The 16,490-nt window shown below is 34.9% G+C and carries 12 protein-coding genes and 1 tRNA gene; 7 read left to right on the top strand and 6 right to left on the bottom strand.

The genetic code is table 11. The annotated features are described in order from the left end of the window. Nucleotides 1–17 precede the first annotated feature (17 nt). A complete protein-coding gene (locus IQ05_RS06325; protein ID WP_144891165.1) occupies nucleotides 18–2,789 on the top strand; it encodes a 2-oxoglutarate dehydrogenase E1 component in 2,772 nt (923 codons plus the stop codon). An 83-nt stretch (nucleotides 2,790–2,872) separates the two neighbouring features. Then, nucleotides 2,873–4,108, top strand: coding sequence for a 2-oxoglutarate dehydrogenase complex dihydrolipoyllysine-residue succinyltransferase (odhB, locus tag IQ05_RS06330; protein WP_144891167.1), 1,236 nt, complete (start codon nucleotides 2,873–2,875; stop codon nucleotides 4,106–4,108). Between the two features lie 79 nt (nucleotides 4,109–4,187). On the opposite strand, the gene IQ05_RS06335 is transcribed toward odhB, so the two are convergent. Both IQ05_RS06335 and IQ05_RS06340 read right to left on the bottom strand, forming a co-directional pair. After that, nucleotides 4,188–5,699 (bottom strand): T9SS type A sorting domain-containing protein, encoded by a 1,512-nt coding sequence (locus tag IQ05_RS06335; protein ID WP_144891170.1) that lies wholly within the window; start codon nucleotides 5,697–5,699, stop codon nucleotides 4,188–4,190. Nucleotides 5,700–5,756: 57 nt separating this feature from the next. Next, the gene (locus IQ05_RS06340) at nucleotides 5,757–6,197 is read right to left on the bottom strand and encodes a retropepsin-like aspartic protease (protein WP_144891172.1); all 441 of its coding nucleotides are present in this window, start codon (nucleotides 6,195–6,197) and stop codon (nucleotides 5,757–5,759) included. Nucleotides 6,198–6,341: 144 nt separating this feature from the next. Here IQ05_RS06340 and IQ05_RS06345 point away from each other — a divergent pair, with 144 nt between their 5' ends. From IQ05_RS06345 to IQ05_RS06360, 4 genes are all read left to right on the top strand, one after another. After that, nucleotides 6,342–7,109: a TatD family hydrolase gene (locus IQ05_RS06345; protein WP_144891665.1), complete on the top strand. Its 768-nt coding sequence runs from the start codon at nucleotides 6,342–6,344 to the stop codon at nucleotides 7,107–7,109. Between the two features lie 65 nt (nucleotides 7,110–7,174). Beyond that, nucleotides 7,175–8,311 (top strand): 1-acyl-sn-glycerol-3-phosphate acyltransferase, encoded by a 1,137-nt coding sequence (locus tag IQ05_RS06350; protein WP_144891174.1) that lies wholly within the window; start codon nucleotides 7,175–7,177, stop codon nucleotides 8,309–8,311. Further along, nucleotides 8,298–9,329 (top strand): asparaginase, encoded by a 1,032-nt coding sequence (locus IQ05_RS06355; protein ID WP_144891176.1) that lies wholly within the window; start codon nucleotides 8,298–8,300, stop codon nucleotides 9,327–9,329. The genes IQ05_RS06350 and IQ05_RS06355 overlap by 14 nt, the downstream gene beginning before the upstream one ends. A 55-nt stretch (nucleotides 9,330–9,384) precedes the next feature. Then, nucleotides 9,385–9,471: transfer RNA gene (locus tag IQ05_RS06360), tRNA-Ser, on the top strand. A 407-nt stretch (nucleotides 9,472–9,878) separates the two neighbouring features. Here IQ05_RS06360 and IQ05_RS06365 read toward each other — a convergent pair. The 3 genes from IQ05_RS06365 to IQ05_RS06375 are packed head-to-tail and all read right to left on the bottom strand — an operon-like array spanning nucleotide 9,879 to nucleotide 14,578. After that, nucleotides 9,879–10,967 carry an ImmA/IrrE family metallo-endopeptidase gene (locus IQ05_RS06365; protein WP_144891178.1) on the bottom strand — a complete coding sequence of 363 codons (1,089 nt, stop codon included), beginning with the start codon at nucleotides 10,965–10,967 and terminating at the stop codon, nucleotides 9,879–9,881. A gap of 11 nt (nucleotides 10,968–10,978) precedes the next feature. Continuing rightward, a complete protein-coding gene (locus tag IQ05_RS06370; protein WP_144891180.1) occupies nucleotides 10,979–11,311 on the bottom strand; it encodes a type II toxin-antitoxin system RelE/ParE family toxin in 333 nt (110 codons plus the stop codon). Nucleotides 11,312–11,362: 51 nt separating this feature from the next. Then, nucleotides 11,363–14,578 (bottom strand): type ISP restriction/modification enzyme, encoded by a 3,216-nt coding sequence (locus IQ05_RS06375; RefSeq protein WP_144891182.1) that lies wholly within the window; start codon nucleotides 14,576–14,578, stop codon nucleotides 11,363–11,365. 537 nt (nucleotides 14,579–15,115) lie between these two features. On the opposite strand from IQ05_RS06375, the gene IQ05_RS06380 reads away from it, so the two are divergent. After that, complete coding sequence (locus IQ05_RS06380) at nucleotides 15,116–15,838, top strand: porin family protein (protein WP_144891184.1); 723 nt, start codon at nucleotides 15,116–15,118, stop codon at nucleotides 15,836–15,838. Here the strand turns inward: IQ05_RS06380 and IQ05_RS06385 are convergent. Then, entirely contained in the window at nucleotides 15,833–16,438 is a 606-nt protein-coding gene (locus IQ05_RS06385) for a hypothetical protein (protein WP_144891186.1), read from the bottom strand. The genes IQ05_RS06380 and IQ05_RS06385 overlap by 6 nt on opposite strands. Nucleotides 16,439–16,490 lie beyond the last annotated feature (52 nt).

Genomic DNA, 16,490 nt, shown 5'->3' on the forward strand with positions numbered 1-16,490 from the left:
TATATTCACTACATATTATGGATAGGTTTTCATTTTTAAACGCAGCACACACCGAATTTTTTGCACAGTTATACGATCAATATTTAGAGAATCCAGATAGCGTTGAGCCAAGTTGGAGAAGTTTTTTTCAAGGTTTTGACTTTGGGATGACGACTTACAATGAGGAAAATCCAGTAGCACAATTGGCAAATTTTGCCTCTACCAATACTGATGTAAGTCTGGTTTCTGATAAACTCCAAAAAGAATTTAATGTTCTTAAGCTAATCGATGGGTATCGTACACGAGGACATTTGTTTACAAAAACAAATCCTGTTAGAGCAAGACGTACCGTATCTCCTACACTTGATATTGTTAATTTTGGTTTGTCATCATCAGATTTGAATACTGTTTTTGATGCTGCAAAAGCGATAAATATCCAACCGTGTACACTTCAAGAAATTATTACACATTTAGATACAATATATTGTCAGCACATCGGTATTGAGTATATGTATATTCGTAAACCTGAAGTGGTAGAGTGGATCCAGAAAAAACTTGGGGTAAATGACAATCAACCTAAGTTTTCTAACGATGAGAAAAAAGCAATTTTAAATAAACTGAATCAAGCAGTGTCTTTTGAAAACTTTTTGCATACCAAATATGTGGGTCAAAAACGTTTTTCATTAGAAGGTGGTGAGTCAATCATACCAGCACTTGATGCGCTTATTGAGAAAGCAGCAGAGAAAGGTGTAGAGCAATTTGTAATGGGGATGGCCCACCGTGGTCGTCTTAATGTTTTGGCTAATATTTTTGGTAAATCAACCCAAGATATTTTTGGTGAATTTGATGGTAAAGATTATGATCAGGAGTACTTTGATGGAGATGTAAAATACCATTTAGGTTTAACGGCTGATAAAGTAACAAGTACTGGCAAAAAAATAAATATTAATTTGGCGCCAAATCCTTCGCATCTTGAGACGGTAGGAGCAGTTATTGAAGGTATTACACGTGCCAAACAAGATAAATATTTTCCAGACGATTTCTCTAAAGTTTTACCTATTGCAGTTCATGGTGATGCTGCCATTGCAGGACAAGGAATTTTGTATGAAATTGTTCAAATGGCGCAGCTTGATGGGTATAAAACAGGCGGTACCATTCACATTGTGATCAACAATCAAGTAGGTTTTACAACAAACTATCTTGATGCCCGTTCTTCTACGTATTGTACCGATGTTGCAAAGGTTACACTCTCGCCAGTATTGCATGTAAACGCTGATGATGCAGAGTCTGTAGTACACGCTATGCAGTTTGCATTAGATTTCCGTATGCAATTTGGGTGTGATGTATTTATTGATTTATTAGGATATAGAAAATACGGTCATAATGAAGGTGACGAACCTCGTTTTACACAACCCGTTTTATATAAAATTATTGCAAAGCACAAAAACCCAAGAGATTTGTATACTGAAAAGTTACTTTCTGAAGGGGTTATAAACGCTGATTTAGTTAAAACTTTAGAGAAAGAATACAAAGACGATCTGGATCAAAACTTAGAGGCTTCCCGTAAAAAAGATTTAACAATCATCACTCCGTTCATGCAAAACGAATGGGATGGATTCAAGCAAGTGTCAAATGATGTGATGCTTCAAAAAGTAGATACCAAGGTTGATAAAGCAACTTTAGATTCTATTATTTCAACCGTATCAAGTTTACCAACAGACAAGAAATTCCTTAATAAAATCACAAAAATTGTTACCGATAGAAAAACAGTCTATGATAACAATACTATTGACTGGGGAACTGCAGAAACACTTGCTTATGGATCATTATTGACAGAAGGTTATGATGTTCGAATTTCAGGACAAGATGTTGAGCGTGGTACTTTTTCACACCGTCACGCAGTAGTAAAAGTTGAGGACTCAGAGGAAGAAGTAGTATTATTGGATCACATCCAAAACAAAAAAGGAAAATTCCGTATTTTCAATTCATTACTTTCAGAGTACGGCGTACTTGGTTTTGATTACGGGTATGCACTAGCAAATCCAAATGCACTTACCATTTGGGAAGCACAATTTGGGGATTTCTCCAATGGAGCTCAAATCATGATTGACCAATACATTTCATGTGGCGAAGACAAATGGAACAACCAGAACGGTATTGTTTTATTGTTGCCTCATGGGTATGAAGGACAAGGAGCAGAGCACTCATCGGCAAGAATGGAACGATATTTACAACTTTGTGCACGTCACAACATGTACGTTGCCGATTGTACTACGCCAGCCAACTTTTTTCACTTGTTGAGAAGACAAATGAAAACCAATTTCCGTAAGCCGCTAGTTGTGTTTTCACCAAAAAGTTTATTGCGTGATCCAAGATGTGTTTCTACAGTTGAGGAATTAGCCAATGGAGAATTTCAAGAAACTATAGATGACGCTACAGTAAACAAAGCAGAGGTAAAAACCCTAGTATTCTGTACGGGTAAATTTTACTATGATATTGTAGCCGAAAGAACCAACAACGGTCGTAATGACGTTGCAGTAGTTCGTGTGGAGCAATTGTTTCCACTACCGGTTGAACAACTTAAAGCGATAATTGCACAGTATCCAAATGCAGATGATTATGTTTGGGCGCAAGAAGAGCCAAAAAACATGGGAGCTTATAGTTATATGTTGATGAATTTTGATTTGGTAAAATGGAGATTAGCATCTCTAAAAGCCTATGCAGCACCAGCAGCAGGAAGTTACACTAGAGCAAAAAGACGTCACGCTGATGCAATTAGAATGGTATTTGACAAAAATTTATTTAGATAAAAAATAGTTTAAAGTTTAAGGTTTAAAGCTACTTTTGGGTGACTTTGAACTTTAAACAATTCACACCTTAAACAATAACAAAGATGATTTTAGAAATGAAAGTCCCTTCGCCAGGGGAATCTATAAAAGAAGTTGAAATTGCAACTTGGTTAGTAAAAGATGGAGATTATGTAGAAAAAGATCAAGCAATTGCTGAAGTTGATTCAGACAAAGCAACACTTGAATTGCCAGCTGAAGCTAGCGGAATCATTACATTAAAAGCAGAAGAAGGTGATGCTGTAGCAGTAGGAGCAGTAGTTTGTTTGATTGATACAAGTGCTGCAAAACCATCAGGCGATGCACCAGCGGCAGCAGTTGATCCCGAGACTTCGGGACCAAAAGCAGTTGTAGAAACTGTAGCTCCAAAAGCGGCACCAGTGGCACAAACACCACCATCAGCAGCTGAAGGACATGCATCTCCAGCAGCAAGAAAAATATTAGACGAAAAAAATATAGCGCCAACCACTGTCTCTGGTACAGGTAAAGGCGGAAGAATTACAAAAGAAGATGCTGTAAATGCAGTGCCATCAATGGGAACTCCTACTGGAGGATCTAGAGGTACAGAGCGTACAAAGTTGTCTATGTTGCGTCGTAAAGTGGCTGAAAGATTAGTTGCCGCTAAAAACGAAACAGCCATGTTAACTACTTTTAATGAAGTAAACATGACACCGATCAACTTGATTCGTAATGAATATAAAGACGCTTTCAAAGCTAAACATGGTGGGGTAGGATTAGGTTACATGTCATTTTTTACAAAAGCAGTAACAAGAGCATTACAATTATATCCAGACGTTAACTCTATGATGGATGGCGATCATAAAATAGCTTTTGATTTTTGCGATATTTCAATTGCAGTTTCTGGACCAAAAGGATTAATGGTTCCTGTGGTTCGTAATGCAGAGAACTTGACTTTCCGTGGAGTTGAAGCTGATATTAAAAGATTAGCAATCAAAGCGCGTGATGGTCAAATTACAGTAGATGATATGACTGGTGGAACATTTACAATCACTAATGGTGGTGTATTTGGTTCTATGTTGTCAACTCCAATTATCAACCCACCACAATCAGGGATTCTAGGAATGCACAACATTATTGAGCGTCCAATTGCTGTAAATGGTAAAGTTGAAATTCACCCAATGATGTATGTGGCACTTTCTTATGACCACAGAATTATTGATGGTCGTGAGTCTGTTGGTTTCTTAGTAGCAGTAAAAGAAGCTTTAGAAAACCCAATGGAATTATTGATGGATAACAATCCTAAAAAAGCATTGGAATTGTAATTACAAAGAATACAATTTTTCGAAATAAAAGAAAAACCCGACTTGTACTCAAGTCGGGTTTTTTGATGGGGTATATTATTTACTTAGTTTTTATAATTTTTACTGTTTTTTTAACTCCATCTGATGTTACTTTTAAAAAATAAATACCTGCAGATAAATTAGATAAATCAATTTCAGCACTCAGACTATTAGGCTTCTGGGTTAAAATTGTTTCTCCTTTGATAGAAATAAATGTTATTTCATCAATAATGGAATCATTTGAAATTGAAATAACGTTTTTCACGGGATTTGGATAAAAAGAAAAGTTTTTGAATGCCAATTCATCTATACCCAACGTGCTAGATTTTACAGTTACCGCTAGTCTTTGCACGCTTTCAATTCCGTTTATCGTTTGTGATGCATAATAGGTGGTTCCATCCACAATAACAGTGGTTAATGGCAAAGGAACTTGGCTTGTTTTATTTGTTTTTCCAGCCAATGGATTCTGATTTAAATACCATTTAATATTTTGACCTTCAACTACAAGATCGGCCAATGTTTGACCGGCCTTGAATTCTATGGTCAATTTGGGTTGTCCATTTATCAGCGGAGATGGCGTATTTATAACAATTGGATTTTGGGTTGTACAGCCATTATTATCTCTCGTGAGAAATACGTAATTTCCTGGAACTAGATTATTAAAAGTGTTATTAACTTGGAAAACCTGTCCATTATCTAATGAATATGAATAAGGAGATACCCCGCCTGATGCATTTACTATTACAGATTGATTGCTGCTCACAGTTGTGGTTGTTAAAGCAAGAGGTTCGGTTATGGTTGCTGTTGCAGTAGCCATGCAATTACTAGAATCTGTTACGGTGATTACGTGGGTTCCAGCTGATAAGCCTGTAAATACAGTACTGGCCTGGCTAGGTCCGTTATTTAATGAATACTTGTAAGGTAAAGTACCTCCGCTAGTAAATACCGTCATAGAGCCATCTGCATTACCACTACAATTTATGTATGTACTAGCAGCAGTAATTACAATAGGAGTTGGTTGAGCAATTGTTACTACAGTATTAACTATATTTAAGCAACCAATGGCATCTTTTACGTCGAAAGAGTAGCTGCCTGGAATTAAGTTATTAAAAACATTATTTGGTGTAAATACACTTCCATTTTTAGAATACGTGTATGGAGGCGTGCCTCCTGTTGCACTAACGGTCACAGAGCCATTGTTTATGCAATCTATTTGTTTAATGATCGCAGTAGGAATAAGAGCGGTGTTTACTATCAAATTAAAATAATTTGTGGTAATGTTGCCAAGGTTATTAATTCTTGCATAAATAGTTTGTGATGTTATGCCGTTACTAGGAGCAGCTGCAATGGTAAAACTGGTAGGGTTAGAGATTGTATTGGTGCCACTTAATGCATCTGCGGCTGCAAGATGATACGTTACTGTAGTTTGAGTAGGGTTTAAATTCCCAATCAGTAAAGAGTAGTTTTGTGTTAAATTAAAAATTTTAGTGCCTGCACAATTAGTCAAATTAGCAACTTGAGCGTAAAAACTCAACGACGTGAATAAAAAAAAGGAAAGTAAAATTTTCTTCATAATTGAGTAGGTATTAGAAGTATTATAAAAAAGTAGTTATCCAATTTTTTAAACACATTATTTTAACAAATATAAGCAATTGTTAAAGTAGTCAATGATTCCTTTTCCTTTCATCAAGATATCAGCACCTATTATTCCGTGAACGGGTTTGGCTTTGTGGGCCAATAAAGCCGTATTTACGTGTGATAAATCAAAAATTACGAGGTTGAAATGGTTGTCTTTCCATGTACCTAATTGGAGTTTGTTTTTCAAAGCCAATTGGGTTTCCATTCCTGTGGCACCAGCTCCGGAGGCCTTGGTGTCTGAGTTTTTGGGTTGTAATTGAAATACTTCTATACTTTCAAAACCAATGCAGCTGTTTGAGGCGCCAGTATCTAAAATAAAATTCCCTTTTATCCCGTTGATTTTTGCTTTTATCAACAAGTGCTGCGTTTTCATAATCTTGAATGGGATTTTCTTGTAGCTTACTTTCTTGAGAATTTTATCTAAATTTTTCATAGTTTCTGTTGGGATTTTGAATCTCTATTTTGCGATATTAAAGTCATTAAAATTAACATCTTGATTGTTTATAGGTATGGGAAACTACGTCTAATAATCGTAATTTTGCATCTCAAAACTGAAAAGATACACTTGGAAACAAATATAGTCATCACTGACACACATACACACCTTTATGCCGAAGATTTTGATCAAGATAGAGACCAAATGATTCAACGAGCCATTGATGCTGGTGTTTCGCGTTTCTTTATTCCTGCGATAGATTCTACTTGTACGCAATCTATGTATGATTTAGAACAGAATTACCCAGGTCATATCTTTTTAATGATGGGATTGCATCCTACTTATGTTAATGAAAATTATGAGCAAGAGTTACAACATGTTGCAGACGAGCTTTCAAAACGAAAGTTCTATGCTATTGGTGAAATAGGGATTGATTTGTATTGGGATAAAACTCATTTGCCACAGCAACAAATTGCTTTTAGAAAACAAATACAACTTGCAAAAGAGTACAAACTCCCTATTGTGATTCATTGTCGTGAAGCTTTTGACGAAATATTCGAAATTTTAGAACAAGAGAAATCTCCAGAATTATTTGGTATTTTTCATTGTTTTTCAGGAACCTATGAGCAAGCGTTACAGGCTATCTCGTATAACATGAAACTAGGAATTGGCGGTGTAGCTACTTTCAAGAATGGTAAAATAGATCAGTTTTTAAATCAAATAAACCTCAAACATATTGTTCTAGAAACCGATTCCCCTTATTTAGCACCCGTGCCGTATAGAGGAAAAAGGAATGAGAGCAGTTATATTGTAAACGTTGTAGAAAAGTTGTCTCAACTTTATGGCCTTTCGGCAAATGAAATAGCGGCGGTAACTACGGCAAATTCTAAAGCTATTTTTGGGATTTAAACTAGATTTTAACTTATTTTAATATTTTTTTTGTTCATTTGCCCACACAAAAATTGAGAACCAAAATGCAGAAATTTGACGCTATTAGGCCCTTTTATGATTCGGAAATAAATGAAGCACTTCATGATGTGGTAAATCATCCTATGATGAAGGCATTGATGAATTTTACATTTCCAGATGTGGCAGATGAGGTATGGAAAGAGCAACTGAAAAAAACGCATTCTATTCGTGATTTTCAATGTAATTTTATATATCAATCTGTACAAAGAGTATTAGAAAAAAGTTCTGACGGTATTACTACATCAGGATTTGAAAACTTAGAGGCTAATACTTCTTACATGTTCATTTCAAACCATAGGGATATATTATTAGATACTACCTTATTGAATACGGCTTTGTTTGAACATGGTTTAGTAATGACAGCATCAGCAATAGGTGATAATTTAGTTAAAAAATCATTTTTAAAAACATTAGCAAAACTCAACAGGAATTTCTTAGTTCAAAGAGGATTAACACCAAGAGAAATGTTGCAAAGCTCTAAATTATTATCTGAGTTTATGGGTAATTTGCTTTTGCATGAAAATCGTTCGGTGTGGATTGCTCAGCGCGAAGGAAGAACAAAAGATGGTAATGACGAGACAAATCCAGGTGTTTTAAAAATGATTGGAATGGCATCTGATGAGAAAAATGTGATGGACTATTTTAAGAAAATAAAAATAGTTCCTGTTTCTATTTCTTATGAATATGATCCTACTGATGCCTTAAAAATGCCTCAACTAATGGCCGAAGCTAATAATGAAGTGTACGTTAAGGAGAAAAATGAAGATTTCATGACTATTCTAAGCGGAGCTTTAGGCCAAAAGAAACGAATTCATATTCATGTAGGCACTGTTTTGGATGCCGAGATTGATCGGGTAAAAGCGGATAACGACAATTCAAATAAACAAGTCGCAGCACTGGCGCAAGAAATAGACGATACGATTTTGAGTAATTACAAATTGTGGCCTACTAATTTTATAGCGTATGATATTGTTCATAAAACAGAACGATACGCCCATTTGTATAGTGAAAACGAAAAATCATTGTTTGAACGCCGATTAGAAATGCGTATAGATCATGATAATCCTGTGGCACTAGATGGATTTTTAGCCATGTATGCTAATCCTGTTGTCAATAAATTAAAATACCATGACATTGTATAAAGCTAAAATACTTTTAATTTATACCGGCGGAACCATTGGTATGCGCAAAGATTTTGAGACTGGAGCACTCAAGGCCTTTAATTTTAGTAAGTTATTGCAAAATATCCCAGAGCTAAAACAATTAGATTGTGATATTGAAACAGTTTCATTTGAGGTACCCATAGACTCCTCTAATATGAATCCCGCTGAATGGTCAAAAATGGCAACCCTAATGGAGCAAAATTACAGCACCTATGACGGTTTTGTAGTACTTCATGGATCAGATACCATGTCATACTCTGCATCGGCGTTGAGTTTTATGCTCGAAAATTTAGACAAACCAGTGATTTTTACAGGCTCTCAATTGCCAATAGGTGATTTACGAACTGATGCCAAAGAGAATTTAATTACTGCCATACAAATAGCTTCGTTACGAGATCAAAACGGGCCTTTGATACAAGAAGTCTGCCTTTATTTTGAATACAAGTTGTACAGAGGAAACCGCACCACAAAGATAAATGCCGAACATTTTAAAGCATTTACCTCTCCTAATTATCCTGAGCTGGTGGAGTCTGGTGTACATTTGAAAATTAATCCAGAAATGTTTTTGCCTAAAAGCACTACTAAATCATTTCAAGTACATAAGAAGTTAGATAATAATGTTGCCATCATAAAAATGTTTCCGGGTATTAGTGAAGCTGTTTTAGCGGCTATTTTTAATATCCCTAACTTAAAAGGAATTGTTCTAGAAACGTATGGATCTGGAAACGCACCTACAGAAGACTGGTTTCTTCATTTATTACACAATGCTATCAAAGCAGGATTGCATATTGTAAATGTAACACAATGTTCAGGTGGTAGTGTAAGTATGGGGCATTACGAAACCAGTACCGAATTGAAAGAATTAGGATTAATATCTGGAAAAGACATCACCACCGAGGCTGCAATTACAAAACTAATGTATGTATTAGGCCAAGATATTGCTGCCAAGGATTTTAAAGCTTTTTTTGAAAAGCCATTGCGTGGCGAAATGATTTAAAGTTAGATTTTGCTTTTCAAAGTCAGTTTTTTTTAAGTTATTTGCAAACCTAATTAGAGAGGTGTCCGAGTGGTTGAAGGAGCTAGCCTGGAAAGCTAGTATATGGGTAACTGTATCGAGGGTTCGAATCCCTTCCTCTCTGCAAAAAAATAATGCTTTCCGAAAGGGGAGCATTTTTTGTTTTATAGCGTGGCAAGCTTTTTAGTTTGTCTAAGCTATAAAACAAAAAAGGATCAGGCATGAAATGCCGAGCATTAATTTTATTGTGAGACGCCCTTCTTGGGATCAACGGAGTTAATCTCTAGCTTTGGCGTGGCAAACTTTTTAGTTTGTCTAAGCAAAAAAATTAAAAGGAGTAAATTTGTTTTGCAGGCGTCTGTCTAAGTAATCCGCGTTGCAAACGCTTTGCTTTCGTTAATTAAGTAAGTAGGTTGTCATTCCGACAAAGGATGAATGGCAACAAACGCGAGCAACAAACAGAGATTCCTCCTTCGTCGGAAGGACAAATGAACTCTTAACTTAATGACATTCAACGAGCACCAGTGGTTTTTAAGAAAAATCAATAGGATGAAACAAATTATTTCCTAAACCGAAAGGAACTAGTTTCAAATGTTGCAATCTTCCAATTATAATAGCAGGATGTGTTTGGAATTTTTTTGCATAATTAATAATATCACTTTCGGTTAATGATTGATTGCTAATAATTTCTTTTTCTTGTTGTTTATTCAAAAGAAAATCAGCAGAAAAAGCATCCGCTTCATTTTCATAAATTTGATTTTCTCCATCATATTCAATGTTCTCGATTGAAATATATTTTTTACCATGAAGTAAAATGTGTCCTATCTCATGGAAGAAAGTAAACCAAAATATATCATTTCTTCTATAACGTCCACTCAATTGTATCAAAGGAACATCATTTAGCCATCTTGTAGAGCCATGAATTGGTGCTTTAGGCAAACAGGGTGTATGCACAACTTTAACTCCCGCATAACTGCATAAATCTTGTATTTTAGTAAAAAAGTCTGCAGGTTGCGAAACCATTATCGTTTTTAACTTTGGCAAAATTTCGGTCAATTTCGTTTTATTAAATTCAGGGATGTTCAAAGCTGCAGCTTGAATTTCCCCCTGTCTTAACCATGCTGCTATTGCTCCTGCATTTTCATTTTCTTTCAATGAAATTCTGAAATTCACTAGTAGTTTTTGATTGTGGTAAAAATCATAGTACCCTTTAGTGTTAGATACTTCAAAATACTCAAATAAGTGTATTACCTTTTCTTCTTTTTTTATAGTTGGTTTAACCCAGCCTAGTGCAGCCATTTTAGCATAAGGAAATGTTTTAGACCATGCTACACCTTCTTCTATTGTTTTTTGATATGCTACTCTAGCTAAGTATTCATCGTAGGTTCTTTGTCTGTTAATCCAGAAATGGGAGGGAATTTTTAATACTTGTTCAAATAAAATTCCCATTTCGGGAGTGATACTACTTTTTCCATTCAAAACATCTGAGATTGTTTTTTCAGGTTTACCAGTTCTTACCGCAAATTCTTTTGCTCCCATTTCTTTTTCAGCTAAAATTTCAGCTAAAGTAGTTCCCGGATGTGAAACTGATTGAGGGTAATATTGGGTAATTGTTGCCATTTGTGCTTTTGTTAATGATAATCTTCAATTTCAATTATTTCAACTCCTTTTATCGCTATCCAGAGATATTGACCGTTTTCGTTAGTAGGGATAGGGTCTTCGTGAGGTTCAAAAATTAATCGATAGGGATGAACTAAATTACAAGCCCATTGTCCTTTTCTATTTCCAACTAATTCATGGTAATTACCAGGTAAATATCTAACATCTTCTAACGTTTGTGCTGCTGCTAAATCATCAAGGCGCTGTTTGTATAAATCAGCTTCTCGTTTGCCAAGTTTTTTTTCGGCTAATCGATCATCGTTAGCATACTTTCTTAATTTGTTATCATCAAACGTAATTGTCATGCAAAGGTAAATTATTTTATTAACAGTAAGTGTTAATTAAAATTTATTTTTTTAAATCTCAATTTTATCTATTTCCTTCATAATCCTATCGGTCTCACTTAGCGCTACAATAATCTTTTGGTAATGCAGAATGTCTTCAAAGGATAATTCTCGTTCCTTTCGGTCTTTGAGCCATTTTTGAGCGGGTTGGTAGCCGCCTATGTAAAAGTTCCAAGCTACTTCGGGAACGTTGTCAAAATATTGTGTGTCGTTGATGTACACGCGACCTAAGTGCTTCTCGACTGCGCTCGAAGGGACAAATTTTGGTTTACCTACAATATTGTCGCCATCTTCGGGATATTCTGTGATATAATTTTCTACTGTTTCACTTTCTAGTAAATGGATTTGACGTAACTCGCCACCTAATGCTACTAGCTCATAAAACTTTTTAATATCAGTAGGATAAGGAACTCTTGGAAAATCAATTTTTAAAAACTCTTTGTATTTCTCTCTGTACGTTGGACTGTGTAATACCGCATAGATGTAATCAAGTAGGTCAATTGGCGTTAAAAGATCTGATTGTATACTTTCAATCTTTTCAGGTGAAAATTTCATCAACAGATCATTGCATATTTTATAAACAATATCCATGTTAAGATTAGGCGTGCGAACCACTTCATCTAATAAACTTGGCTGATTAGTTTTTTCTGGGTATAAATAGAGAGGGAAGACACTATCAATTCCAACGCTATCTGATCTTATACATCCTGTAGAGAAAATGTTTTTTGTTAAGAAATAATAACTTGTTGGATTGTTTTGAGGTTGTCTATTTACAGATAATATTCCTAGATTGTCTCTATCAATAAAATGTTTCATTATTTCATTTCTCGGATAACAATGAAACCCTTTTGTTTTTCCTGTGTAAAAAGTATATCTATCGTCAAAGAGGCGATATGATATTTTTGTTATTTTTCCTTTATAAGGATAGTTTTCTTGTAAATCTTTCTTTGCAAAATTCACTTGCCAATCTCTTACATCTTTTCCTAATTGATATTTTGTTCTAGCCGTTTCATCATCTAATAATAAAAAATCTTCAATCGTTTTGGTTAAATCGTTTTCAGTCTTATGTATTGTGAAATTATCTCTTGCAGTAACAATTCCAACATTATTTAAAGTAAATAGTTCATTTAATTTAAATCCTTCATCATAATTTTCTTGAATGTCAAAATCTTTACTTACAAAAAAATAATTTGGAGCAACATTTGGCAACTTTTTATAATCAATAGTTTTTATAGAATTATTTGATAGAAAATCATATTTCAATTCCCTTTTACCAAATAAATCATAATGAAAAACATCTGCCAATTCATCAACTTTTTTCTTACCTGTTTTTACAAATAAGTTAATGGAAACACCCTGCATGATGTCAAAGACATTTTGGTCAACAGAACCATCAGGTGAAACTTCTTTTTTCTTACTATTTCCGTGTAAATCTATGGTGTAAATTTTATCGTAGGTTTTCAGTAAATTCCATCGCATTCCTCTGAAAGTAGGATTATCTAAAAAGCCATGAGGATTAATAAATGCTAAAATTCCACTACCGTTTTTGTCAATAAAATGTTGCCCAAAACGCATAAATTTTACGTAATCGTCATTTATCCATTTAGGATTTCTTTCTTTTAATTTTTCTTTACCTCCTGGTTCTTTTTTATAATCTTCCATCAGGTTCATAATCCATTCGCCTTTGTTGGCACTTTCGCCACTATACGGCGGATTCCCTATCACCACCATAACGGGTGCATCACGTTTTATGGCGTTGGCTTGATCGGCTTCGTCACTCAACCAGCTGCTAAATAAGGTTTGAGAGTCGGGGTGGGCTTCTTCTAAACTATTGGTTAGGAAAATTCTAAAACGTTGGTCATCGGTGGGTTTGTAACCTGTTTCGGTTAGTAACATGTCCATCTTCAGGTGTGCCATAGCGTAAGAGGCCATTAGCAACTCAAAACCATTTAAACGTGGTATTAAATCGTTAGTAACGTACTTGCTCCAAATGCCTTGTTGTCCCTTGAATTTCTTGTGAATGTGTTTTACCACCTCGGCAAGAAAGGTTCCCGTTCCAGTGGCGGGATCTAAGATTTGTACTTTGTGAACTTCGACTTCGGTTTCTACTTCTACAATTTTAGATTTAGCACCTACACCAGTTTGCGTAACGGCTTTTTTCTTGATTTTAATTTTGCTGGTATCAGCTAAACCTTGTGGCAAGTTGAACTCAGTTTTTAAAATATCATCTACCGCACGCACTATAAAATTTACTACAGGTTGTGGTGTGTACCAAACTCCGCGAGCTTTACGTAAGGCTGGATTGTATTCACCAAGAAAGGTTTCGTAAAAATGCACCACAGGATCTTCTTGCTTGGTGCTTTTCCCGAAGTTTTTCATAATATCCTCGACATCACTGGCCAAGAAAATAGAAATTAATTCATCTACTATCCAAACCAAGCGCGTATCTAAGTCGTAACCTGCAATGTCTTGAAATAATTTTCGTAAAAAAGGATTGCTTTTAGGTATAAGTGTGGCAGCTTCTTCCCGTGAAAAATTTTCTAATGTTGGGTCGTGATAACGAGCGGCAAACATTCCGTAAGCAATGGTTTGCGCATAAATATCGGCGAAAGCCTTATTGTCGATATCATGAATTAGCATTTGCTGAAACGATAACATTTGCGATTTTAGTTGCGAACGGTTGTTGTGTTCATCATCACTGATTAAAGATTTTTCAATAACATCGGCCATTAATTTTGCTTTACCGGCCATCATTTGCGCCAGCTTTGTGGGGCTTTTAATGGTTTGCGATATGGTTTCGGCAAAGTTTTTAATCAAGTTTTTAAACTGGTCGAAGTTTTCGGGTTTAGCAATGATGCTTCCATTTTCTAGAGAAGCAATTTCAATTTTAGTAACAAATTCACCATCTTTATAAAAATGGAAATCCATATAATCTGTAAATATCAAATTACTTAAACCCGCTTTGTATCGATCAAACTGTTCTTTGAGTTTTTTATCTTTTAGATCTACGCCAATATCTTTAGCTTCTACATACCCAACAGGAATGTCCTTACGTGTCAATACATAATCAGGTGCGCCACAAGCCACTCTAGCGGGCTCATTTGTAACTAAAACGTCTGGCAAAATAGCCATTAAAAGATTCTGCAAATCCCCACGGTAGGAGTGTTCTCGTGCGTTACCTGTTTGAAATAAAGTATTTATTTTAGTAATGTATTGTTCAATGGTCATGTAGCGAATTTTTCTTGTTTGATTTTTTACATGCAGTGATCCCTTTAAAAACAGTTTTAAAATCGTGGTATTTTAAATGCTGTTATCATTTTTTTTAGGTACTGATATGTAATGATGCTTTATTATAGCGTTTGAAGGCTAAATGTAAGAAATTCGGAGTTGAATTTCATAATATCTTATCAACAAAAGAGAAATTGTGGTACAAATACAAAACGGGAGCTGGTTTTAATCCTGTCCTGTTCTCGTTTTCAACTAATCCTACATATCTATAAAAAAGCCATAACGTTTGCAACGCGACTCACTAAATTTGCGATCAGTCATTTACCAATCAACATTTTAGATTTACAATATTTAATTTCACAGTATCAAATGTAAACTTAGGTGTTTATTTACAAGCAGTAGAGTTGCAGCGAGAATGTGTTGCAAATTATTTTAAACAGCAACAATTGTGTCCTTCATACCTAGGAAATACTATCTTTGTTAATAAGGTTCTAGTGCAATCTAAAATGTATAATCCATTAAATTAAGTAGGATAGAATGATAAAAGTTCTAAAAAAATATAGAAACAGCTTTCTTGTGGGATGTATTTTTATTAGTATGTCTGCTTTTGGTCAAGAGAATCAAGCTATTGAGGAAAAGGCAATTGTTAAGGTAGATTCATTATACAGAGAAGATCAGTTTTATTTTGCTTTATCATACAACTCATTGGTAAACAGACCTGCGGGAGTGTCTCAAAATAAATTTTCTTCGGGTGTGTCGTTGGGTTTTTTAAGAGACATGCCTATTAATGCTAATAGAACTTGGGCCGTAGCCACAGGACTTGGATTTACATATAACAATTTCAATCAAAATCTTATAGTGAATGAGCAAAATAGTGTTGTGAATTACCAACTCATTCCAGCCGATGTCCGTGTAGATAAAAACAAGTTTTCTCAACTCTCAGTGGATGTGCCCATAGAATTAAGATGGCGTACATCAACTTATGAGAGTCATAAATTTTGGCGCATTTATACGGGTTTAAAATTTAGTTATTTGTTGTATGATCGTTCCCTTTTTAACGGAAGTCCAGAGCGTATTATAGTTCAAAACAATTCTGATTTTAATGCACTTCAATACGGAGTGTATCTTGCTACGGGCTACAACACTGTAAATTTGTATATGTATTATGGTTTAAATCCTTTGTTTCAAAAAGCAACATTAAATGGAGCTTCTGTAAACATGAGAGCATTTAATTTGGGAATTATTTTTTATATCTTATAACCATAAGAACAATAAAAACAATTGTGGAACGGCACCTAATGCAAAACCAATAACGAGTTCTTTATAAGTGTGCGCGTTCATTACCAGTCGGGACGATGCTATAAGTCCGTTCAATAAAATGAGTAATGCAACGGTAATTGTATTTTCCAATTGCAAATGCATGCTTAAACCTATAATAAAAACGGTCAAAGAGCTTATGCTTAGTAAGTGTAAGCTTGCTTTAATGTTCATAAAAAGCAAGAGTAATGCCATTAAACTACTAAAAAGTCCCCCAATTAAAAAGAAATGCAATTCAGGATAACGATTAATCACGATTGTGTTTTTGACTAGCAAAATAATTAAAAAACAATGCAATAATAACGGAATCTTTCGTTGTGCAATTTTATAAACCATCACAGAATCAATTTGTCCTGAAACCTTTAGGATAAAAAATCCTAAAATAGGAATGCACACGGTTAATAAAACCACTTGAAAGAGCACAAATAATTTTTCTTGAAACTGAAACGTGTTTCCACTATACCACATATATAGTAAAGCTGCTATAGTTGGTATAAAAACAGGGTGAAAGACATAAGAGAAAACAGGAAGGATTTTTTTCAAGACAATTTTTTTTGAAAACAAATATAATGAATCTTATAAGTGTAAAAAACAC

Origin of the sequence: Flavobacterium tiangeerense, assembly GCF_007830355.1 — a bacterium.
GTDB lineage: Bacteria > Bacteroidota > Bacteroidia > Flavobacteriales > Flavobacteriaceae > Flavobacterium > Flavobacterium tiangeerense.

What these genes read in the sequence shown, in the direction of transcription:
- IQ05_RS06325 (WP_144891165.1), top strand. Translation starts at nt 18, where the DNA reads ATGGATAGGTTTTCATTTTTAAACGCAGCACACACCGAATTTTTTGCA.
- odhB (WP_144891167.1), top strand. Translation starts at nt 2,873, where the DNA reads ATGATTTTAGAAATGAAAGTCCCTTCGCCAGGGGAATCTATAAAAGAA.
- IQ05_RS06335 (WP_144891170.1), bottom strand. Translation starts at nt 5,699, where the DNA reads ATGAAGAAAATTTTACTTTCCTTTTTTTTATTCACGTCGTTGAGTTTT.
- IQ05_RS06340 (WP_144891172.1), bottom strand. Translation starts at nt 6,197, where the DNA reads ATGAAAAATTTAGATAAAATTCTCAAGAAAGTAAGCTACAAGAAAATC.
- IQ05_RS06350 (WP_144891174.1), top strand. Translation starts at nt 7,175, where the DNA reads ATGCAGAAATTTGACGCTATTAGGCCCTTTTATGATTCGGAAATAAAT.
- IQ05_RS06355 (WP_144891176.1), top strand. Translation starts at nt 8,298, where the DNA reads ATGACATTGTATAAAGCTAAAATACTTTTAATTTATACCGGCGGAACC.
- IQ05_RS06365 (WP_144891178.1), bottom strand. Translation starts at nt 10,967, where the DNA reads ATGGCAACAATTACCCAATATTACCCTCAATCAGTTTCACATCCGGGA.
- IQ05_RS06370 (WP_144891180.1), bottom strand. Translation starts at nt 11,311, where the DNA reads ATGACAATTACGTTTGATGATAACAAATTAAGAAAGTATGCTAACGAT.
- IQ05_RS06375 (WP_144891182.1), bottom strand. Translation starts at nt 14,578, where the DNA reads ATGACCATTGAACAATACATTACTAAAATAAATACTTTATTTCAAACA.
- IQ05_RS06380 (WP_144891184.1), top strand. Translation starts at nt 15,116, where the DNA reads ATGATAAAAGTTCTAAAAAAATATAGAAACAGCTTTCTTGTGGGATGT.